18 protein-coding genes are annotated in these 21,554 nt (G+C 35.3%); 9 read left to right on the forward strand and 9 right to left on the reverse strand.

All coding sequences use genetic code 11. The features are described 5' to 3' along the window. The first annotated feature begins 245 nt into the window (after positions 1 to 245). Positions 246 to 1,670 carry a C40 family peptidase gene (locus ACEN2H_RS08635; RefSeq protein WP_441731926.1) on the forward strand — a complete coding sequence of 475 codons (1,425 nt, stop codon included), beginning with the start codon at positions 246 to 248 and terminating at the stop codon, positions 1,668 to 1,670. Positions 1,671 to 1,858: 188 nt separating this feature from the next. Here the strand turns inward: ACEN2H_RS08635 and ACEN2H_RS08640 are convergent, their stop codons facing one another. Both ACEN2H_RS08640 and ACEN2H_RS08645 read right to left on the reverse strand, forming a co-directional pair. Further along, positions 1,859 to 2,236 (reverse strand): GreA/GreB family elongation factor, encoded by a 378-nt coding sequence (locus ACEN2H_RS08640; protein WP_441731927.1) that lies wholly within the window; start codon positions 2,234 to 2,236, stop codon positions 1,859 to 1,861. 585 nt (positions 2,237 to 2,821) lie between these two features. Then, positions 2,822 to 3,679 carry an NAD(P)-dependent oxidoreductase gene (locus tag ACEN2H_RS08645; protein ID WP_441731928.1) on the reverse strand — a complete coding sequence of 286 codons (858 nt, stop codon included), beginning with the start codon at positions 3,677 to 3,679 and terminating at the stop codon, positions 2,822 to 2,824. A 458-nt stretch (positions 3,680 to 4,137) separates the two neighbouring features. On the opposite strand from ACEN2H_RS08645, the gene ACEN2H_RS08650 reads away from it, so the two are divergent. Continuing rightward, the gene (locus tag ACEN2H_RS08650; RefSeq protein ID WP_441731929.1) at positions 4,138 to 4,365 is read left to right on the forward strand and encodes a CDGSH iron-sulfur domain-containing protein; all 228 of its coding nucleotides are present in this window, start codon (positions 4,138 to 4,140) and stop codon (positions 4,363 to 4,365) included. A 118-nt stretch (positions 4,366 to 4,483) separates the two neighbouring features. On the opposite strand, the gene ACEN2H_RS08655 is transcribed toward ACEN2H_RS08650, so the two are convergent. Beyond that, the gene (locus ACEN2H_RS08655; protein ID WP_441731930.1) at positions 4,484 to 5,335 is read right to left on the reverse strand and encodes an AraC family transcriptional regulator; all 852 of its coding nucleotides are present in this window, start codon (positions 5,333 to 5,335) and stop codon (positions 4,484 to 4,486) included. 144 nt (positions 5,336 to 5,479) lie between these two features. On the opposite strand from ACEN2H_RS08655, the gene ACEN2H_RS08660 reads away from it, so the two are divergent. Beyond that, positions 5,480 to 6,463 (forward strand): phytanoyl-CoA dioxygenase family protein, encoded by a 984-nt coding sequence (locus tag ACEN2H_RS08660; protein ID WP_441731931.1) that lies wholly within the window; start codon positions 5,480 to 5,482, stop codon positions 6,461 to 6,463. Positions 6,464 to 6,677: 214 nt separating this feature from the next. Here the strand turns inward: ACEN2H_RS08660 and ACEN2H_RS08665 are convergent, their stop codons facing one another. After that, positions 6,678 to 7,850: a DUF5694 domain-containing protein gene (locus ACEN2H_RS08665; protein WP_441731932.1), complete on the reverse strand. Its 1,173-nt coding sequence runs from the start codon at positions 7,848 to 7,850 to the stop codon at positions 6,678 to 6,680. A gap of 394 nt (positions 7,851 to 8,244) precedes the next feature. Here ACEN2H_RS08665 and ACEN2H_RS08670 point away from each other — a divergent pair, with 394 nt between their 5' ends. Further along, positions 8,245 to 9,651, forward strand: a complete 1,407-nt coding sequence (locus tag ACEN2H_RS08670; RefSeq protein WP_441731934.1) for an APC family permease — start codon at positions 8,245 to 8,247, stop codon at positions 9,649 to 9,651. Between the two features lie 428 nt (positions 9,652 to 10,079). Here the strand turns inward: ACEN2H_RS08670 and ACEN2H_RS08675 are convergent, their stop codons facing one another. Together ACEN2H_RS08675 and ACEN2H_RS08680 are read right to left on the reverse strand one after the other, a co-directional pair. After that, positions 10,080 to 11,528, reverse strand: a complete 1,449-nt coding sequence (locus ACEN2H_RS08675; RefSeq protein WP_441731935.1) for a glyceraldehyde-3-phosphate dehydrogenase — start codon at positions 11,526 to 11,528, stop codon at positions 10,080 to 10,082. A 157-nt stretch (positions 11,529 to 11,685) separates the two neighbouring features. Continuing rightward, positions 11,686 to 13,086, reverse strand: a complete 1,401-nt coding sequence (locus ACEN2H_RS08680; protein WP_441731936.1) for a trypsin-like peptidase domain-containing protein — start codon at positions 13,084 to 13,086, stop codon at positions 11,686 to 11,688. A gap of 136 nt (positions 13,087 to 13,222) precedes the next feature. On the opposite strand from ACEN2H_RS08680, the gene dapF reads away from it, so the two are divergent. From dapF to ACEN2H_RS08705, 5 genes are all read left to right on the forward strand, one after another. Next, complete coding sequence (gene dapF / locus ACEN2H_RS08685) at positions 13,223 to 14,005, forward strand: diaminopimelate epimerase (RefSeq protein WP_441731937.1); 783 nt, start codon at positions 13,223 to 13,225, stop codon at positions 14,003 to 14,005. Positions 14,006 to 14,029: 24 nt separating this feature from the next. Further along, positions 14,030 to 14,563, forward strand: a complete 534-nt coding sequence (locus ACEN2H_RS08690; protein ID WP_441731938.1) for a GNAT family N-acetyltransferase — start codon at positions 14,030 to 14,032, stop codon at positions 14,561 to 14,563. Positions 14,564 to 14,573: 10 nt separating this feature from the next. Further along, a complete protein-coding gene (gene mltG, locus ACEN2H_RS08695; RefSeq protein ID WP_441731939.1) occupies positions 14,574 to 15,614 on the forward strand; it encodes an endolytic transglycosylase MltG in 1,041 nt (346 codons plus the stop codon). A 2-nt stretch (positions 15,615 to 15,616) separates the two neighbouring features. Continuing rightward, positions 15,617 to 16,537: a DUF2279 domain-containing protein gene (locus tag ACEN2H_RS08700; RefSeq protein ID WP_441731940.1), complete on the forward strand. Its 921-nt coding sequence runs from the start codon at positions 15,617 to 15,619 to the stop codon at positions 16,535 to 16,537. A 401-nt stretch (positions 16,538 to 16,938) separates the two neighbouring features. Beyond that, a complete protein-coding gene (locus ACEN2H_RS08705) occupies positions 16,939 to 17,580 on the forward strand; it encodes a peptidoglycan-binding protein LysM (RefSeq protein WP_441731941.1) in 642 nt (213 codons plus the stop codon). Positions 17,581 to 17,639: 59 nt separating this feature from the next. On the opposite strand, the gene ACEN2H_RS08710 is transcribed toward ACEN2H_RS08705, so the two are convergent. From ACEN2H_RS08710 to scpA, 3 genes are all read right to left on the reverse strand, one after another. Next, positions 17,640 to 18,176 (reverse strand): hypothetical protein, encoded by a 537-nt coding sequence (locus ACEN2H_RS08710; RefSeq protein ID WP_441731942.1) that lies wholly within the window; start codon positions 18,174 to 18,176, stop codon positions 17,640 to 17,642. Between the two features lie 341 nt (positions 18,177 to 18,517). Next, complete coding sequence (locus tag ACEN2H_RS08715) at positions 18,518 to 19,054, reverse strand: hypothetical protein (RefSeq protein WP_441731943.1); 537 nt, start codon at positions 19,052 to 19,054, stop codon at positions 18,518 to 18,520. 351 nt (positions 19,055 to 19,405) lie between these two features. Beyond that, the gene (gene scpA / locus ACEN2H_RS08720) at positions 19,406 to 21,538 is read right to left on the reverse strand and encodes a methylmalonyl-CoA mutase (RefSeq protein WP_441731944.1); all 2,133 of its coding nucleotides are present in this window, start codon (positions 21,536 to 21,538) and stop codon (positions 19,406 to 19,408) included. Between the last annotated feature and the right edge of the window lie 16 nt (positions 21,539 to 21,554).

Raw genomic sequence — 21,554 nt, forward strand, 5'->3', positions numbered from 1 at the left:
AATTATAAAAAAAACGCACTGTGAAAACAGTGCGTTTTTTTTATAATTTCAAATTTGTTAAATTAATTATAAAGAGTTCTTAAAAAAGTGTGTAATTTATATTTATACGTTAAATTCGCTTTGGTTAATTACTTTTTTTTACTATTTTGGTATCGTAATTTGCTGTTTTTCAATAAAATAAAATATTTACTACTGGTAAAAATTAAGTAAATAGGTAATTAGAGTCTGAAATTTAAATAGTGTTTATGAGGTACAACAGTTGGCTTTTAGTATTTGTTTTTTTATTTAGTTTTAGTGCTTTTTCACAGGATAAGTTCACAAAGCACATCGTTTCAAAAGGAGAAACCATTTCTAAAATTGCACAACAGTATCACGTAAAAGCTAGCTCGATTTTTGAGCTCAATCCAGAGTCTAAAGACGGGATAAAATATAAGTCGGTTTTATTAATTCCGATCAATACAACTAAATCTAAAGAAACGAATACTGATTTAGCAACTTCTTACCCTTCAAAAAAGCATGCAGTTCTTCCTAAAGAAACCCTATACGGCATAGCTAAACAATATGGTGTAACGGTGGAAGATTTGAAAAAAACAAACCCGACACTTGAGAAATCAGGATTGAGAAAGGGGCAAAATATTACTATTCCAGGCAACGGTGTAAATCAAGCTGTAGTTGTTGCGGAGGAGGAAGTGGTAAAAATTAATCAAAACACGACAATTTCTTCACAAGTCAATGTGACAAAAGAGAATGCAGCAAAAAGCGTAGTTCGTGAAATCTTACCTAATGAAACTAAGTATGCTATTGCTAAAGAATACGGTATTACTGTAGCTGATTTAGATAGAGCCAATCCAATTTTAGGAACTGATGCCTTAAAAATTGGTCAAAAAATTACTATTCCAATAAAAGAAGAAAACAACCTCAAGGTACTAGCAGTTAAAGAAGAAATCAAAAGCGAGAAAGTTGTAGTGGTTGAAAATTTAATAGAGTCAAAAACGGATAAATCTGTTACTGAACAATCAGTGATTGATAACAAAATCGTCGAAACAACTGTTATTCGAGAGGTGATGCGTAAAGAAACAAAATATGGTATTGCAAAAGAATACGGTATTTCAGTAAAAGAACTGGAAAGGCAAAACCCTAAAATTGCCAAATCACTTCCTGTGGGCTATAAGCTGAATATTCGCAGTCCTAAGTTGGTTTTAACGGAGGAAGCCAAAGAAGAATATGCGAGAAATAATGAACCAGAAAATGTGGGGCCATCTTATAATTTAAAGCCATTTCAGGGCGTTGATTTCTTGGATCAGTTGGTGTCTGCTGCTTCTGAAAATATAGGAACACGATACCGCATTGGTGGCACTACGAAAGAGGGTTTTGATTGTTCCGGATTGATGTGTACTACTTTTGGTTCTTTCGATATTCAATTGCCTAGAACATCCATAGAGCAGTCGCGTTATGGTGTTAAGATAAATAACGAGGAAGCCCAAAAAGGAGATCTAATTTTCTTTAAAACGAACGGAAGACGTCAAATTAATCACGTCGGTATGGTAGTTGAAGTAGCTGATGGCGACATTAAATTTATTCATGCCTCTGTTGGGGGTGGTGTGATTATTTCGTCAATAAAAGAAAGGTATTACAGTAAAAAAGTGTCTCAAATCAATAGGGTGTTATAAGGCTCTTTCGATATATTTTATAAACCAACTCTTAAGCTAACTTGAGAGTTTTTTTTTTGAATTTTGTTAAATGTTCGATATAACTCTTACTGTTTTTTTTGATTTTTTATAAAAAAATTAAGCAAGACTGCTTGGTTTTAAATTAAAAATCAGCATTTCCAAATTGGAAATGCTGATATATTTGTATTCTAATGGCGACTTTCGACTGTCAGAATTTCCAGTTGTTTTTCACCTTCTTCAAAGGGCCTGTTAATCACATCGCCTACTTTCCAGCCCACTAAAGCTAGTCCCATCTTAGTTAATATGGACTCCGTTTTATTTCTTCTTTTTGCTTTATCTGGAGCTACAAAAACATAGGTTTCTTCAAGGTCGCTATCTAAGTTTTTAACTGTTACACGTTTGTTAATATCGACAATGTCATCTGGTAAATTCTTTCGGGTCAATTGCTTTGCATTCTTAAGTTGTACTTTTAAAGCTTCCTCTTCTATAGGCGTTACTTTTTTGCTTCTAATATGATCTTTGATTAAATCATAAATACCTGTTGTTAAAATAATATTTTGTGACATTTTTCTGTTTCTTAGTACCAATGCTTTTGATACAGCTTTTTTTATCGGCCCAAACATTAAAAAACAATTTGTCCCTAACGGGATTGCTATTTAATGATAAAAACTGCATTAATTGGCTATTGATGGTTTAAAATTTTATTTAAAGGACATCTGAAGGTTTCCCTGCCATGGGTTCGGCAGGGATTATTATATAAAGCCTTTGAAAATTTTCAGAAAAAAGTAGTTATGCAGATAGGATGATAAAAACCCTATTGCACAAGTGTTTGTGCGAAAAAATAGTGATTTAGTCATTGTTTTTAATTGAACAACAAAAGTACGAAACTAAATGAACCTAAAAAAGGATTTGGCCTATGGTTTAATTGTAAATGTCAGGCAGTGGACGGTTGTTTTTCTAATAAGATGAAAAATAAATTCTTGCAGAAGGTCTTTTGAATCTGGATGTTTTTTGAATAAAAAAACTGCTAGTGATGAAGTAGCAGTTTGGTATGATTTATTCGTGAAACGATTTCTATTTGCGATCTAAACCTGCTTTTAAATTACCGCATAATATGCCAGTACTTTTTGTAGTTATAAAACAGTGTGTTTTTATTTTCTCAAACTTTGTATTATTGCCATGACATCTTGATCGCCTAATCCTTCATATTGTGCCGCTGCATAGCTGTCAAATAAAGGTTCGATTAAGGGCGTATTTAATCCCGCTTCTTTTGCTAATCCCAAGTCTTTAACGAGATGTTTAAGCGCAAAAGCTGCAGGGTAGGAGTCCTCTAGAATGGAAGTTGATTTTATTTTGGTAATCCCGTTTCCACAAGCGCCTTCATTGATTATGTTGAGCATGTCTTCTTTACTTACGCCATTGTTTTCTGCAAAAATTATGGTTTCCGCTAATCCCTGAAGATTGAGTCCTAATAAGTAATTAATGGCCAACTTAGCAGAACTGGCTACACCGGCAGCGCCCACATGAATTGATATTTTTCCTAATACATCAAAAATTGGTTTGACTTTTTCATAGCTTTCTGCAGTGGATCCAACTAAAATCACCAAAGTTCCGTCTTGTGCAGGTTTTACGCTACCGGACACGGGAGCATCAATAAAAGTCACTTCTCTCTTGCTGCAATTGGTTGCTAAATAGCGGGAAGTCGCAGGAGAGACTGTGCTCATGTTTATAATGATTTTTCCTGGAGACTCTCTATTTAAAAGTCCTAATGGGCCGTCGAAAACTTCTTTTACCGCGGCATCATCGGATAACATGGTCAAAACTACATCGCAATTTTCCATAAGCTCCTGAAGACTGTTCGCCGAGCTGGCTCCCGCCTCAATCGATTGGGACTCCTTCTCTTTGGTGCGGTTGTGCACCGTCACCTCAAAACCCGCATTTAGTAAGTTTTTAACCATCGGATTTCCCATGTTGCCAAGTCCTATCCATCCTAATTTCAATTTATTCATCTTTTCGTAGTGCTAATTTGTGTTTGTGTAAGTCAGGCCTAGATTTTTTTTCACGAATTCACATTCGTTAAAGCGTTTCTGTTCCCAAGTACTAAATTACCGTTTATTTTTCGTTTAAGGGCTAAAAGGATGACATGAAATTAGCCATTAATGTTTTCTCTTTTTTAGCGAATCATAATATGTTTTTATGATATTAGTCTTAAGTTGGTCACATTTTGATAAATTGTTTTTGGATTTATCTAGTCTTACTTTCTTTAAGATGTAAAGTCAATGTTGAAGTTGCTTGTATGCTTTATAGAAATGCTTTGCCTTCATCCTTAGTATCTAATCTAGTAGTTAGGCGGCTTTCTGTAAATAGAATTAAAGTAAGCTCTTAGTTTGGTTATAAATAAAACAGATTATTGTCGGCCGCTTGATTTTATTTTGTGATCTTTAGGGTCAAACAAAAAAACAGCAGTATGAGCAAGACAAAATTAATAATTAACAGCAACGGGTCTATAAAAATAGAAGGTGATTTTGAAATTATGGATAGTAAAGGTAACGTTTACGGATTAGAAGGAAGAACTGCATTGGGAATTTGCCGTTGCGGATTGTCATCAAATAAGCCTTTTTGCGATGGAGCCCACAGAAACAAATTCGAACATGATGCAGCAGCATTTGATTTGCCACCACTGCAAGTAAAATAAGAAATTCTATTTTTTACGCCTACTAAAAAAAGCTATATTTTTATTAATATAGCTTTTTCGTTTTAGTGCTCAATTTTATTTTGGATTATTGATTAAGTAAATAAGTGCAAAAGATACCTTAAACTTGAGTATTTTGTCTTTTCTTAAAATTGGAAGGGTTTTCACCCGTTATTTTTTTAAAAACTTTATTAAAATAGGAAATGTTCGCATAACCGCTTTGAAAGCAAGCTTCGGTGACATTGAGGTCTTGTAGGAGTAATTTTTTGGATTGATTAATTCTAAACTGATTTAAAAAATCGGTAAAAGTAAAATGAGTCGCTTTCTTGAAATACCTGCAAAATGCTGGAGTGCTGAGGTTACATTTTTGAGCAACAACATTCACGTCAATTTGATTTTGATAATTGGCTTCAATATAATGGTAAATCAGCTGGAGTCGCTGTTGTGCTTTTAGAACAGAAATACTTGCAATTGGTTTTGCTTTGAGGTTTTCGATTTCGGTGCTATTTGCCAATAAGTTAAAAACTTCTAATAACACTAACAATTGTTCAAAATGAGGTAAAGTGGTTAAAAGCTTCAATTTTTTACCCGCTAAATTTTTTGTGGCTCCGTGAAAGACCAAACCGGTTTTTGATTTTTCGAATAAATTTTTAATAGCGTTCATTTCTGGAATCGAAAAAAAGTGCTCTCCTAAAAAGTGTTCTTTCATCTGGATTACAACAGTGTTTACAGTGTTCTTTACGCCATAATCAAAATTTAAGTGCGGTATATTTGGTCCAATTAGTGCTATGTCGCTGCCTTCATATTTTGAAATATGGTCGCCAATGTGCCTCAACCCATTTTCTGCTTCAACATACACAATTTCGTATTCAGGATGAAAATGCCAATAAAAAACATCGTTTAAATTAGGCGTAAGCAGGATTCTAAACGAACTTTCACTATCGTTTTGGATGGTTTCAAATTTTGCTTTCATTTACCTTATTTGGGTTGATTTACATCAAATATATAGAATTATATCAATACAGTATAAGTTTTGGCTAATCTAGCTGTGGAAACACTTTCCATTTCCTTATAAATTTGTAGTAACGAAAAGGAATTTGAATCTAAATCTCATATTATGGAAAATAAAAAAGTGGTACCCACGATGGCGCCAACAATGCAGACCAATGATGCGCATAAAGATATTCCGGGTAATCCATCGACTGCAAAAAGTAGTACCTCAAAATTAAACGATCGTAGCAATGGCAAACCGCTGCGAGTGTTGACTGAGGCGGAATGGGATTTTTGGGTAACCAATGGTTATATTGTTATAAAGAACGTGGTGCCAAAAGAGCAGGTAAAAGCAACTGCCGATTTTTTATGGGAATTTGAAGAAAAAGATCCTAACGATAGGAATACTTGGTACACCGCACCAAGAGCAGAAATGCAAATGAAGGAACTGGCTAATACTGGAATGGTCGAAGTATACAACAACCAGCATTTATGGAATAACCGCATGGTACAAAAAGTACATGATGTTTTTGCAGATATTTGGGGAACAGATAAATTATGGGTCACTATTGATCGCGCCATTTTGAATATTCCCATTCGTCCTGATTACGAATACAAAGGATTTATTCATTGGGATTATGACCCAGAGACGAAACCAGTAAATGTGCAAGGTGTGCTGGCATTGGCAGATCAGACGGACTTAAATGTTGGCGGTTTTCAGTGCCTTCCAGAACTGTTCAGGACTTATGACACTTGGAAATTAACGCAACCCGAAGACAGAAACCGTTTTCGTCCAGACACGGAAGGGTTTGAGTTGGAAAAAGTAAAAATGGAAGCGGGTGATTTGTTGGTTTTTAATAGTTTGCAGCCACACGGAATTAGGCCAAATGTTAGCGGCGATAAAGTACGGATTGCCCAGTACATTTCTATGATGCCAGCCGAGGAAGACAATGAAGCTTTGCGAGAATGGCGAATTAATTCCTGGAAAAACCGTGTTGCGCCCGAAGGTTATGCTTTTCCCGGTGATCCTAGAAAATGGGAACAAACAAAATATGACACTGCTGAATTAAACCCATTAGGAAAAAAATTATTGGGTTTAGAAAAATGGTAGAAAGCTTATGTAAGAGAACGATTTTTTGAGGAGCAGCACTTTTTTAAGTGCTGCTTTTTTTGTAAAGCATTTGACAGCTTCCCCCTCGGCTTGCTATGGTTTTGGAAATTAGCTAGGCTGTGGTTTTCCGATTATTGCTTTTTAAACGAGTATAGATCCAACTTTAAATTCACCTTGAAATCAGAATCTTTCTCAACTGTTAGCGTTGTTTCTTTTATTTTAAAAATTTATTTATCTCTATTAATTCGTATTTAGGGCTTCTTTGCAAGAAATCATTAAAGAAAGCCGTGTGAGAGGATCCCATTAGAATAAAAACTCTATCGTTTTCATTAACATGGATTCTATTTAAATTTGAAAACATTCTTAAGTTTCTTTGATAATATTTTGCTGCTTCGTCAGCTCCTTCAAAATTATTGCGTGTGGCAACATAGGTTAAAATGTCTGCATTTGTCTGCATGATATAATTTAAAGATTCAGGTTGATTACTTTTTATTAAATTGTTTTTTAAATTATCAGAATTTACATTTTCATCGTTAAATTCCTCGATTATAGGGTAGTATATTTCGGGAAATTTTATAAAAGTGTTGTAGGTCAATGAATCAATGGAATTATTATCAATGAGTGAACCCAAACTATAATTATAAGCTAGTGGGTTATTTATACCGAATATTTTATCTGCTTTAATATTTGATAATTTACCGACTTCAAAAGCCAGTAATTCAATTTCTGAAGGTGAATCAAATTTAATGTTTGGATTTTTAATGTATTCTGAATATAAGTTTTGATAATGAGAATCTTCTTCTGGGTTTGATTCAATGGCTATTATTGTCGGTTTAAATTCACTAATTTGTTGTGCTATTTCCTTTAAAACTTTAAGGTTACTTAAATCTAAGTTGTTGAAACTTGTTTTGTTTGCGTCTGGAGTGTATCGCATATGAAACGTCGCCATATTTAGAACTTTTATTTTAGATACATTTTTAGGTTTATCAATAATACTTTTCAGATATTTTCTTTTACTTAATAGTCTATCATGCCAAATTGTAATGTTTAATTTCAAAGTATCCTTTAATGGATAATCAATTCTGCTTGTATTAAAATGATTTACCGCTTCCAGAGTTATTCCTTCGGAGTCGGAGTCTGAGTTTATAAATTTAAAATTTAAAGGATAGGAAAACGTTTGATTTAAAGTTCTTTCATATTTAGATCTCCTGTTTAATAATATTTTTTCGTTCTTAATAATTGAATTAACATTTGAATTGATATTTATATAAACTTCATCGCTCTCATTTGGAACTGTAACGATAAGGTTTAGGTCTTTTTCTTGACCAAAAGACATTAGGGATGTATTTAGTGAGATAATTAAATAAAGTAGATTTTTAATTTTCATTTTTTTATTTAGAATTTTTATTTTGTGGGCGGATACTAGCAAATATAACAACTTCTGGTTGTTTTCTGGATTAATATTCAGTTTTTTCCTATTGTTTTGCAGATGTAGTTTCTTGTAGAGGACATTAGGTAAATTAAAACTCCAAGTTCTTTTTTGGTTCAGGCGTCCTATTCTTGGTACTAGGGTTTTGCGTGAAGGATAGCAGCGAAAATCCTCCCGTTTTTTCGGGAGATTGTAGCGTATAGCCTGAGCTTGTTGCTGACAGGGAATTTCTGGCTAACTGCGATCGCTCTGCAACAAGGCCACGCCCAAAAGAATATGGATATTACTTAATCGATTTCGCAAAAAAGTATATCTTTAGCCATTTCAAAAACCAAAAAACCAAATTTTAGTTATGCAAGAAGAGAACCAAGACGATTTTAAAAGAGAACTAGGCTTATTTGACGGAACGATGCTTGTTGTGGGCTCCATGATTGGGTCTGGAATATTTATAGTGAGCTCAGATATGGTGCGCCAAGTGGGTTCTGCAGGCTGGCTGATCGCCATGTGGGTGCTTACGGGAGTTATTACCGTGATTGCCGCGGTGAGTTATGGCGAACTGAGTGCCATGTTTCCTAAAGCTGGTGGCCAATATGTGTACATCAAAGAGGCTTATGGTAAGTTGATTGGGTTTTTATACGGCTGGAGTTTCTTTGCCGTGATACAAACCGGTACGATTGCCGCAGTGGGTGTGGCTTTTGCTAAATTTACTGCCTATTTGTTTCCGCCCGTTAGCGATACGAATATTTTGTATGAGTTGGGTGATTTTAAACTAAATGCCGCACAGCTGGTTTCTATTGTGACGATTGTTTTATTGAGTTATGTAAACAGTCGCGGGGTAAAGAACTCTAAAACGCTACAGACTATCTTAACGATAATTAAAATTTTATCATTGGCCGGAATCATCGTTTTTGGTTTCATGGCTGCTAAAATGGAAGTTTGGGATGCGAACTGGGCTGATGCTTGGGGGGCTAGATCACTTGATGTGGCTAGTGGAAACTGGATTCCTATTGGCGGAACGGTTTTGATCTCAGCAATTTCTGCCGCTTTGGTAGGTTCAATATTCTCGAGTGTGGCTTGGGAAGGCGTAACTTTTATAGCAGGCGAAATTAAAAACCCTAAACGCAACGTAGGTTTAAGTCTATTTCTGGGTACAATGATTGTATGTTGTATTTATGTATTGGCTAACTTGATGTATCTGGCAGTAGTGCCTTTGCAAGATATTGCTACTGCTCCATCTGATCGTGTTGGTGTTGTTGCTTCGCAATACATTTTTGGTGGAATAGGAACTTTGATTATCGCTGTGATGATTATGATTTCGACTTTTGCCTGCAACAACGGATTGATTATGGCGGGAGCCAGAGTGTATTATACTATGGCCAAAGACGGAGTTTTCTTTAAGAAAGCAGCCGAATTGAATAAAGCGAGCGTTCCTGCATGGGCCTTATGGGCACAATGTATTTGGGCTTCGGCTTTGTGTTTGACAGGAAAATATGGTGATTTGCTAGATTTTGTGGTAATCATCGTTTTGATTTTTTACATACTAACCATCTTAGGAATTTTTGTTCTTCGTAGAAAAATGCCAGATGCCGAAAGACCTTATAAGGCTTTTGGTTATCCATTTTTACCTGGACTTTATATTGTGGTAGCAAGTGCCATCTGTATTGCTTTGTTTTTTACCAAAACGAGTACGAGTGGTTGGGGTGTGTTAATCATGCTACTGGGAGTACCAGTTTATTATTTGACTAGAGGTAAAAAGTAGTTTTTTGAAGAGAGCCATAGAATAAAGAACACAGAGTAAAGAGTATAGAATAAAGAACACAGAGTAAAGAATATAGAAAAGAGAGTATAGAAAAGAGAATATAGAAAAGAGAATATAGAAAAGAGAGTATAGAAAAGAGAGCATAGAATAAAGAGTATAGAAAAGACAGTATAGAAAAAAGGGAATATCAAGCATAGTGAAAAGTGAGTAGTGAATTTTGCTCATAATTCTTTACTCTATTTTCTACTCACTTTTTTCTCTTTCTCCTCTACTCAACAAACCATAAAAAAAATCCGTCTCGTTGCAATAACGGGACGGATTTTTTATTTGATACAGGCTGGATTACCGTAAACTTTAAATCTTAAACTTGAACTAAAAACTAAAAACTAAAAATCTGCAAAAGCAATATCCAACCTGTAATTTGTATGCTAGTAGTAGGTGAAACGTCTTACTTTAGCGATATATTTTGCCAATCGGATTACCTGATGGCTATAACCGTATTCGTTATCATACCAGATGTACAATACGATGTTTTTTCCATCATTGGAAACGATAGTGGCATTACTGTCATAAATTGAGGGTGCCGAAGTACCAACAATATCAGAAGAAACCAATTCGTTATTTGTAGAATATTTAATTTGCTCCACTAATTCGCCTTCAAGGGCATATTTTTTCATGATGGCGTTAACTTCTTCAATCGAAGTTTCTTTGGACACTTCTAAATTCAATACAACCAATGAACCATTAGGAACGGGAACCCGAATCGCATTCGATGTTAGCTTGCCTTCTAGTGAAGGCAGTGCTTTTGCAACTGCTGTTCCTGCACCAGTTTCGGTAATAACCATGTTTAGTGCTGCAGCTCTACCACGACGGTATTTTTTGTGCATGTTGTCTACTAAGTTCTGGTCATTCGTGTAAGAATGAATCGTTTCTAAATGACCTTTTACTACACCTAAAGTATCTTCAACGACTTTCAGTATCGGAGTGATGGCATTGGTTGTGCAAGAGGCTGCGGAGAAAATGTCTGTTTCGTCAGGATTATACTCGTTTTGATTTACGCCATGAACGATATTTGGTACTCCTTTTCCCGGAGCGGTTAAAAGTACTTTGTGTGCTCCTTTTGAGACCAAATGTCTACTCAGGGCTTCTTTATTGGTAAAAGCACCTGTGTTATCTATAACTAAAGCATTGTCAATGTCATAAACGGTGTAGTCGATGTCCTCTGGCGCGTTTGCCGTGATGATATGAACAGTAGTTCCGTTGATAATTAGTGCATTATTTTTAGTGTCAGCGGTAACGGAACCTTGAAAATCACCATGAATAGAATCATATCGCAATAAGGAAGCTCTTTTTTCAAGGCTTGAAGCGTCATTTTTATCTCGGGTTACAATCGCTCTTAATCGCAACTGGTTCCCTTTCCCAGTCTTAGACATCAGCTCTCTGGCTAGTAAACGTCCGATCCTACCAAAACCGTATAAAACCACATCTTTGGGTTGTATTTCTTCAGAAAATTTGGCTTCTTTTAATTTGTCCAGCACAAAATGTCTTGCGTCTTCGTATTTGTCTTCTTCCAAAAGGTATTCGTATGTCAATTTACCAATGTCAAGTTTCGAAGGCGGCAATTCTAATGATAAAATAACTTTGGCAATTTCTACCGAAGAAAATACATTAATTGGTTTGCCCACAAATTCGCCTGCATACTGATGCAAATTGATGATCTCATTTACATTTTTATCTAGTAATTGGTTTTTAAATAAAACCATCTCTATGGATTTGTCATACCATAAATCACTTATTATTTTGATTAATTCGACTGCTGAACGTCGTCTGTCGACTTGAAATGAAACTTCTTTTTGGTACAAAGTTGTATTATTCATAGGTGAAAAATTTGTAAAAATTGAGTAATTATTTCTTTAAATTTGGCGCAAAAATAGCAATTTCAATCGATTTCGTAAAGTGTTTTATGGTTTTTTTTAAAACTCAAAGCCGACTTGTTTTTGCAAGTCGGCTTTGAGTTTTTGAAGCAGGGGATTATCAGATGATAATTCTGAACACTTCTCCGTTTTTATTGATCATTTCAAGTCGGACGCTTTCGTTTTCGTCTTTTTCATTTAAAAGTTTAGAAACCGATTCAATATCTTTTGCTTTTACGTTATCTATACTCAATATTATGTTTCCCTTTAGCTCGTCGCTGTATTGTAGCAGATTTTCATTTGAGATTGATTTTATTTTTACTCCGTAATCAAGATTAAACCTTTTTTTGTCTGCAGCATCAATATTCTCTAGTTGAATCCCTTTAAATTCAGTACTGAAAAATTCGTTTTTACTCAATACTACCGGAACTGTTCTGCTATTTCCGTCTCTCATAAAAGTGACTTGTATTTTGTCTTTTGGTCGTTTGGTATTTATGTATCCCGATAGATCGGCAAAAGTGGCAATACTTTGATCGTCGAGTTTGACGATAATATCTCCTTTTCTAAGTCCAGATTTTTCGGCACCAGAATTTTTGGTAACGGTACTGATGTAAAAACCTTCCGTTCTTGTAATGCCTAATTCTTTGGAGGCCATAGCATTAAGTTCACCACCTTCGACTCCTAGAATTCCCCTTTGCACATTTCCGTATTCCATGATGTCTTCAATAATTTTTCGAGCAATATTCGACGGAACTGCAAAAGAATATCCTACATACGAACCTGTCATAGAAGAGATCATGGTATTGATACCCACTAAATCTCCGCGGGTGTTTATTAATGCACCACCGCTATTTCCGGGGTTTACCGCAGCATCTGTTTGTATGAAGGATTGAATCCCCTTTGCATCTAGTGTTCTGGCTTTTGCCGAAATTATTCCTGCTGTAACAGTTGAGGTTAAATTATATGGATTACCAACAGCTAATACCCATTCTCCAATTTTTACCGAATCAGAATTACCAAATGGGGTATAAGGAAGTTTTTCGTTTGCATCAATTTTTAGCAGTGCGATATCCATTTTTGAATCCGTACCGATGAGTTTCGCTTTGTATGATTTTTTATTGTTTAAGGTAATTTCAATTTCCGAAGCTCCCTTGATAACATGATTGTTGGTGACGATATAACCATCTTCCGAAATTATCACGCCAGAACCCGCTCCTACTTGTTCCTGAGTTTGTCCCCCTTTATAGCCATAAAAATACTCTAGCATGGGGTTAGTAACTGTTTTATAGGAAACATTTTTTACATGGACTACGGTATGGATCGTCTTCTCGGCCGCTTCGGTAAAATCGAGCACTTCAGGAGATAAACCTACTTTTTTAGAAAAGTTATCGGTAGCAACTGTTGTTATCGGGCTTTTATTAGTCGACAATATTCCATTATTTTCAAATAGTAATTTGTAAGCACCTAATGTTGTGACTCCGCTCAATAAAGAAATTAAAAAAAGCTGTGAAAATCGTTTCATACTACAGTTTGTTTTTACGTTATTTGACAAGTAAAATTAAAGCAAAAAAGGCTTGTAAAAAACAGTTTAACGCTCTTTAACATTGATTAACATTTCATTAATAGTTTGTACTTTTGTGCAACACAACTAAAAAAAAATGCAAATAGAATTTTATAAATACCAAGGAACAGGAAATGATTTCGTGATGATCGACAATCGTACGAATACTTTCCCAAAGGAAGATATTACATTGATTGCCCATTTATGTGACAGACGTTTCGGTATAGGTGGTGACGGTCTTATTCTATTGGAGAATGACGCCGAAACTGATTTCAAAATGGTCTATTACAATTCCGATGGAAACCAAAGTACTATGTGCGGTAATGGAGGAAGATGCTTAGTGGCTTTCGCCAAAAAACTGCATGTCATTAAAAACAACTGTAGCTTTATTGCCATAGATGGATTGCACCAGGCAAGCGTTACCGAAGACGGAATCGTATCACTGCAAATGATTGATGTTACGGAAATTAAAACAGACTTAAATTATACTTTTCTAAACACGGGCTCTCCCCATCATGTTGAATTAGTAGATGATTTGGAGCATTTTAATGTGAAGGAAAACGGAGCTGCTATCCGCTATGGTGGCTTGTATGGAGAAGAAGGAAGCAATATCAATTTCGTAAAACAAATAAATGACAGCACTTTTTCTATCCGTACTTACGAAAGAGGAGTGGAAGATGAAACTTTGGCTTGCGGAACAGGAGCTACAGCTGTTGCAATTGCTATGAACGCAACTGGCTTGACCACTGCCACGGCAATAGACGTGAATGTGGAAGGTGGAAAATTAGCCGTTTCATTTGATAGGAAAGACAATCAATATACCAATGTTTTTCTGATAGGTCCAGCCGAATTTGTTTTTAAAGGATCAATCGCTATTTAATAAAAAACAGTACCTAAAACTCTTATGATTACACTAAAAGGAGATAATATATATATCAGGGCATTGGAGCCAAATGATTTGGAGTTTATATATGCCATTGAAAACGAACAATCAATTTGGGAAGTGAGTAATACCCAGACGCCTTACAGTCGGTTTTTAGTGAAACAATACCTAGAAAACGCACATCAGGATATTTATGAAGCGAAGCAATTGCGATTAGCCATTTGCCAAGACCGAGACTTTCCCGCTCTGGGCTTAATAGATTTGTTTGATTTTGATCCAAAGAATAATAGGGCAGGAGTTGGTATCGTAATTCAAGGCAAGGATAATCGAAATAAAAATATAGGATCGGAAGCATTAGGCTTGTTAATCCAGTATGCTTTCTATCATTTAAACCTGCATCAGTTGTATGCAAATATAGGTACTGAAAATAGATCTAGTATCGCTCTTTTTACTAAATTTGGCTTCCAAAATATAGGGACAAAAAAAGATTGGAATCTTGTAAATGGAATCTATAAGGACGAGGCTATTTTCCAATTAATTAATCAACAATTTTAATATTTTAGTTTTGAATTTAAAAAAAATTATTACAATCGCATCTATCGGTTTGATATCTGCCTTAGTTGTTTACGGATTTATTTTGATAGGACAAATTTTTGCAGAGAATACCAAGTTCGGGGAAAAAGAAGTGTATGTCTATATTCCAACAGATGCAAATTTTGATACTGTCAAGAACATAGTGGCACCTTATATTCTGCATATGGATCGTTTTGAAAAGGTTGCAGATAAAATGAGCTATCCTCAAAACGTAGGTTCGGGACGTTATTTATTTACTAAAGGGATGAACAGTTATGATTTGGTGAAAAGTTTGAGAAGAAATTTACCGGTAAACTTAGCTTTCAATAATCAAGAAAGGATAGAAAATTTGGCTGGACGGGTAGGCTCACAAATTGAAGCGGATAGTTTGTCATTATTAACTTCATTTAAAGATTCCATTTTTTTGAAAGAAAATGGTTTTAATGAATATAATGTCTTGGCCGTATGCATTCCTAACACCTATGAAATCTATTGGAACACAAGTGCCGATAAATTCCGAGATAAAATGATTAAGGAATATCGTAAGTTTTGGAACAAAGAACGTGTTGCAAAAGCTAAGGAACAAGGTTTAACGCCAATCGAAGCGACTATCTTGGCTTCGATAGTGCACAAAGAATCAGTAAAAAAAGATGAAAGACCACGAATAGCGGGAGTTTACCTGAATAGGTTAAGGTTGGGAATGCCACTTCAAGCGGATCCTACTGTGATATTTGCTATCAAAAAGAAATCAAATGATTTTGAACAAGTTATCAAAAGGGTATTTTATAACGATTTAACAATGGCATCTCCTTATAATACCTATGTCAATACAGGTCTTCCTCCAGGTCCCATTGCAATGCCGGATATCACTGCTCTTGAGGCAGTTTTAAACCCAGAAAAAAATGATTTTATTTATTTTTGTGCTAGTGTTGATCGTTTTGGTTATCACGAATTTGCAGCGACTTTGTCTGAACATAATAAAAATGCCAAAAAATACTCAAATTGGATCAACAGCCAAGGAGTGAAAAGATAGTTTTGAACTATAAAAATAAAAGCTTTTTACTATTTTTTTTGGTGCTGGGAATCCAGGGAGCTTTTGGTCAGTCTGCAATAGATGATTTCCTGAAACCTTCTGACAGTTTAAATGTCAAAAGGAACAAAACGTTGTTTATTTCTGAAGCGGTTTTAGCTTCTGGAGCATTAATAGGTTTAAACCAACTTTGGTATGCTGATTATCCAAAATCTAAATTTCATTTTATAAATGATAATTCAGAGTGGTTACAAATGGACAAAGTGGGCCATTTTTATTCTTCTTACCAAATGGGCAGGTTGAGCTCCGAAATGCTTGAATGGAGTGGATCTTCTAAAAAGAATCAATTAATCTATGGCGCAAGTTTTGGATTTGCGTTTCTGACCGCCGTAGAGGTCATGGATGGCTTTTCTTCTGAATGGGGTGCCTCACCTGGAGATATTATTGCAAACGCATCAGGTACCGCCTTATACGTATCGCAGGAGCTTTTATGGAATGAACAACGTATTCTCCCAAAATTTTCTTTCCATGTAAGCCAGTATGCAAAAGACAGACCTAATGTTTTGGGGCATTCCTTCACGGAACAGCTACTGAAAGATTACAACGGACAAACCTATTGGCTTTCGGCTAATCTGCACTCTTTTCTCAAAGACTCAAAAATACCTAGATGGCTGAATTTCGCAGTTGGTTATGGTGCTGAAGGCATGATCAGCGGGAACGGTGAAAATGTTAATATGTTTCTGGGGCCAAATAATATCAGAAGTCGGCAGTTTTATTTGAGTTTTGATGTGGATTTAACTAAAATAAAAACTAATTCACATGCTTTAAAGACTCTGTTTTCCGTTTTGAATACGGTAAAAATTCCGGCTCCAACCCTGGAATTAGCGCACTTCAACCAATTTAAATGGCACTTTATCTACTTTTAGGCAAGTCTAAGAGTTTATATTTTTATTTGTTTTAAATTTATGAAGCATCACCGATAAAGAAGATTTTTTATGGGTTAACAATCTAAGCTCACGCTGAAGTTATTTAAAAGAGAATAATTCGCCTAATAAACGAGATTTTTTTTGACTATTAAATATGTATTTTGACGTTTAGCTGACGAAAATGTACTAAAAAACATATTTTTACAACATGTTTTTTTATATCTTTTAGTGTTTTATAATTCCGGCTAAAATGATTGAATGCTATGCTATATAAGGAATTACAGCCCACGTTGTATATTTTTAGACAAGATTAATAGCTTGGTTTTCAGCTTTATAAATTTTAGTGTACCTTTGCACTTAGAAATTTCTCAACGGGACAGCGTTTTGAAGAAAAACAATTTATGGTAAGAAAATGGTATTTTTATGCAAGTTTAGCTATTATTATAGCCTTTTTAAGTGCGGGTTTTAAACCTCTTAAAATAGAGTCAAATCAATGGTTTCTAATAAAAAACCCAGATGGAGTTCGATACTTATATCCATCTCTAGAACAAGAAGATTACACCAATATGAATATCCCATTTACAGGAAATTTATTTATTGGTTTTAAAGAGGCACTTGCCTTCAAAGAATCCGAAGGAAAATATAAAACAATAAATTCTCTTGGATATATGGGTAAATACCAATTTGGTACTGAAACCCTAAGATCAGTTGGAATATACGACAGTTCTTTATTCTTAAGAAGTCCTAGGATGCAAGAAAGGGCATTTGTAGCGCTTTTGTCAAAGAACAAGTGGATTTTACAAGACATTATCAAGAAATACAATGGCACTATGGTTAATGGAATCGTAGTGACTGAATCTGGTATTTTGGCTGCAGCTCATCTAGGTGGTGCAGGTTCTGTAAAAAGGTACTTTAGAAATAATGGTAATGTATCTATTAAAGATGCTTACGGTGCTTCAATACGAAGTTATATGAAAGCGTTTGGCGGATATGATACTTCACTGATAGTAGCAAATGTAAATGCGGTCGTAAGTCGGAATTAAATTATAATTAATCAAAATAAAAAAGGCAGTTAAACCATATGGTTTAACTGCCTTTTATTTTATCGAACTTTTAGTATATGCCCATCGTCTTGAACTGTCAACTTAAGGGTTTGTTTGCCTTTTTTAATTTTGAGATTATATTGTTTTTTTAGGATATCTCCTTCCTCTTGGCTGTACAGGTATTTGTCGTTTACAATAGTCCAGTCAGGATATGTTCTGTAGATGGAATAAATCACCTCATTGGGTAATCGAACATTTTTATACTCCTCCACAACACGAATCAGTTTGCCTTTTTCGTTGTAGGTTGCTGATAAGGAACCATCTTTAGTTTTCATTAGTAATAAGTAGGTTTCAGCACCCTCATAATCTTTCCCTATGTCATAAGCAATAAATTTTTCTTCCATCCTTCTGACGTCTTGATCAGGATGATTGTCTGGAAGATAAACTGAAAAATCAGTACCGACGCGTTTAATAACAACTGCCGGTAATTCTTCCATTTTCATGATTCCTTCTTCTCGGTCTTTCTTCATTTTATCCTGAGAATAAGATGAAGTGGTTAACCCCAATAACAATAAAGCAGTAATAAATGTTTTCATAATATTTAGTTTTAAATTTGTAATTAGGTTTTAAATAATATAGGATAATAATGAGATTTATAGCTTTGTTAATTAAATTAACAACTTGTTAGTCAGACATTTGTGAATTATCATTATTATGTATTTTTTTTGATTGATAGTTTAAAAATAGATGCTCTATAGTAAAGTTAGTTTTTTTCGTAGATGTTAAATGTTAATTTTTTGGTAATATTGTGTTAATAACGTGGATTTTTTTAAGAGTTATTTTAGTCAGAAAAAAATGCTTTTTGAAAACATACTCAATAAAAAAGCTGCCCGTTTTATCGGGCAGCTAATTGAGTATTGTTTTAGGTTATTTTTATTTATAACCCAGCAATGATCGCACCGTCTGGGTGAACTGTCAATTTTTTGGTTTCTTTACCTTTTTTAATTTTCAGATTATACTGTTTTTTTATAATATCACCTTCTTTTTGGGAATATAAGTACTTATCATTTACGATTTCCCATCCAGGGAATTTTTTATAAATAGAGTAGATTACATCACCTGGAAGTTTTACGTCCTTATAATTTTCCACGACAGAGATTAATTTCCCGTTTTCGTTGTAAGTGGCTGACAAAGATCCTCCTTTTATTTCCATAACAACTAAATAGGTATCATAGCCCTCGAAGTTTTTACCGAGGTCATACGCAATGAAACTGTCTTGGAGTTTCCTGACCTTAGGATCGCTATTTTTGTCTGGTAAATAGATTGAAAAGTCGTCTCCAGCACTTTTGATTACAAGAGCAGGTAGCTCTTCCATACTAATAGTCCCGCTTTTTGAATCTCTATCCATTTTATCTTGTGAATAAGATAGTGTTGTTAACCCTAAAGCCAACAAAGCAATTACATAAGTCTTCATAATAGTTGAATTTAATTGATTAATAATTCAGTAGAGATTTAAATAATTAAGGCCTTTTGTTTACTTCCCCTTATTATTATTATTATTATTTAATCTACATTTTTTTAATAAAACAACAATTAAGATTTGGGATATTATATAGCCGTTGTTAACCATATATATAAAGTTATGTTTTTTTTAAGCATTGATAATCAATTGATTGTGTAAGTTTTGTTAAAATATATAATGTGCTACAACATTTTATTTAATAAAAAGCTTTTATTATGTCTAATTAATATAATATGGGCACAAAAAAACACCAAATCTTCATTTGATGTTTTTTTGTACGAGAAAATTGATGTTACTAGTATGCTAGTTGCCAATCAAAATTTCCAAGATCTTGATTGCTGCATCGCTGATTTTTGTTCCAGGGCCAAAAACAGCAACAGCTCCTGCGTCAAATAAATATTGATAATCTTGCGAGGGAATCACTCCTCCCACGACCACCATGATGTCTTCTCGGCCGTATTTTTTTAGTTCTTCAATTACTTGAGGAACTAGTGTTTTGTGTCCAGCGGCCAAAGAGGAAACGCCCAAAATATGTACGTCGTTTTCAATAGCTTGTTTTGCCGCTTCGGCAGGAGTTTGAAAAAGAGGCCCAATATCCACGTCAAAGCCTACGTCAGCATAACCGGTAGCCACAACTTTGGCCCCGCGGTCATGTCCGTCTTGCCCCATTTTAGCAATCATAATTCTCGGACGGCGGCCTTCCTGTTTTGCAAAGGTATCCGCAAGCTGTTTAGCTTTCTCAAAACTTTTGTCGTCTTTTATTTCTTTACTATACACACCACTAAAGGATTTAATTTGTGCTTTATATCTTCCGAAAACCGTTTCCAGAGCATCACTAATTTCACCTAATGTTGTTCGGTTTCTTGCGGCATCTACGGCTATTTCTAATAAATTTCCTTCTCCGCTTTGGGCGCAAAGGATTAGTTTTCTGAGTGATTCTTGAACTTTTTCAGAGTCTCTTGTCGATTTGATGTGGTCTAGCTGTTCTAATTGTTGCTTACGCACTTTTTGGTTATCCACATCGAGAATTTGTAAAGGGTCTTCCTTTTCTAGACGGTATTTGTTTACTCCTATGATGATATCTTGTGAGCTGTCAATACGCGCTTGTTTTCTGGCGGCAGCTTCTTCAATCCTTAGTTTAGGAATCCCCGCTTCAATCGCCTTAGTCATTCCGCCAAGCTCTTCCACTTCTTCGATTAGTTTCCATGCATTTTGCGCGATTTCATGCGTCAAAGTTTCTACATAATAGCTTCCGGCCCAAGGATCAACTGTTCTTGTGATTTTGGTTTCTTCTTGTAAGTATATCTGTGTATTTCTTGCAATCCTTGCCGAAAAATCAGTTGGTAATGCTATAGCTTCGTCAAGTGCATTGGTATGTAGGGATTGTGTACCTCCAAATGCTGCTGCTGAGGCTTCAATGCAGGTACGGGCCACATTATTGAAGGGGTCTTGCTCTGTTAAACTCCATCCGCTTGTTTGGGAATGGGTTCTTAAAGCCAATGATTTGTCATCTTTTGGATCAAACCGTTTTACTAATTTAGCCCAAATCATTCTCGCGGCGCGCATTTTGGCTATCTCCATAAAATGATTCATACCTATAGCCCAGAAAAAGGAAAGACGCGGGGCAAAGTCATCTATTTTCATACCGGTTGATAAACCGGTTTTGATGTATTCTAATCCATCAGCAAGGGTGTAAGCCAATTCAATATCGGCCGTTGCACCTGCTTCCTGCATATGGTAGCCAGATATCGATATGGAATTGAATTTAGGCATTCGTTTGCTACTATATTCAAATATATCTGCAATGATCTTCATCGAGGGAGCAGGAGGGTAGATGTAAGTGTTACGCACCATAAATTCCTTAAGGATGTCATTCTGTATGGTTCCTGAAAGTTGTTCTGGTTTTACGCCTTGTTCTTCAGCTGCCACGATATAAAATGCCATTATGGGTAATACTGCGCCGTTCATGGTCATGGATACCGACATTTCATCTAATGGAATCTGGTCAAACAATACTTTCATATCTTCAACAGAATCGATTGCTACGCCTGCTTTCCCGACATCTCCAACGACGCGTTCATGATCTGAGTCATAGCCGCGGTGCGTGGGTAAATCAAATGCAATAGACAACCCTTTTTGACCCGCAGCAAGATTACGTCTGTAAAAAGCATTGCTTTCTTCGGCTGTTGAAAATCCGGCATATTGTCTAATTGTCCAGGGACGACGAACATACATAGTTGTGTATGGCCCCCGTAAATTGGGTGCGAAGCCAGCCGCAAAATCAAGATGCTTGAGATTTTCAATATCTTTTTCGGTATAGGTTTCTTTGAGTTCGATTCCTTCTGCGGTTAAGTAATTTTCGGCCAAAGAATTGGGAAGATCGTTTTTCGATTTTTTAACTTGTAATTGGATATGTTTTAGATCATTTCTTATCATTTCTGATTCTGATTTA

Source organism: Flavobacterium sp. W22_SRS_FP1 (genome assembly GCF_052113685.1).
Classification (GTDB): Bacteria; Bacteroidota; Bacteroidia; order Flavobacteriales; family Flavobacteriaceae; genus Flavobacterium.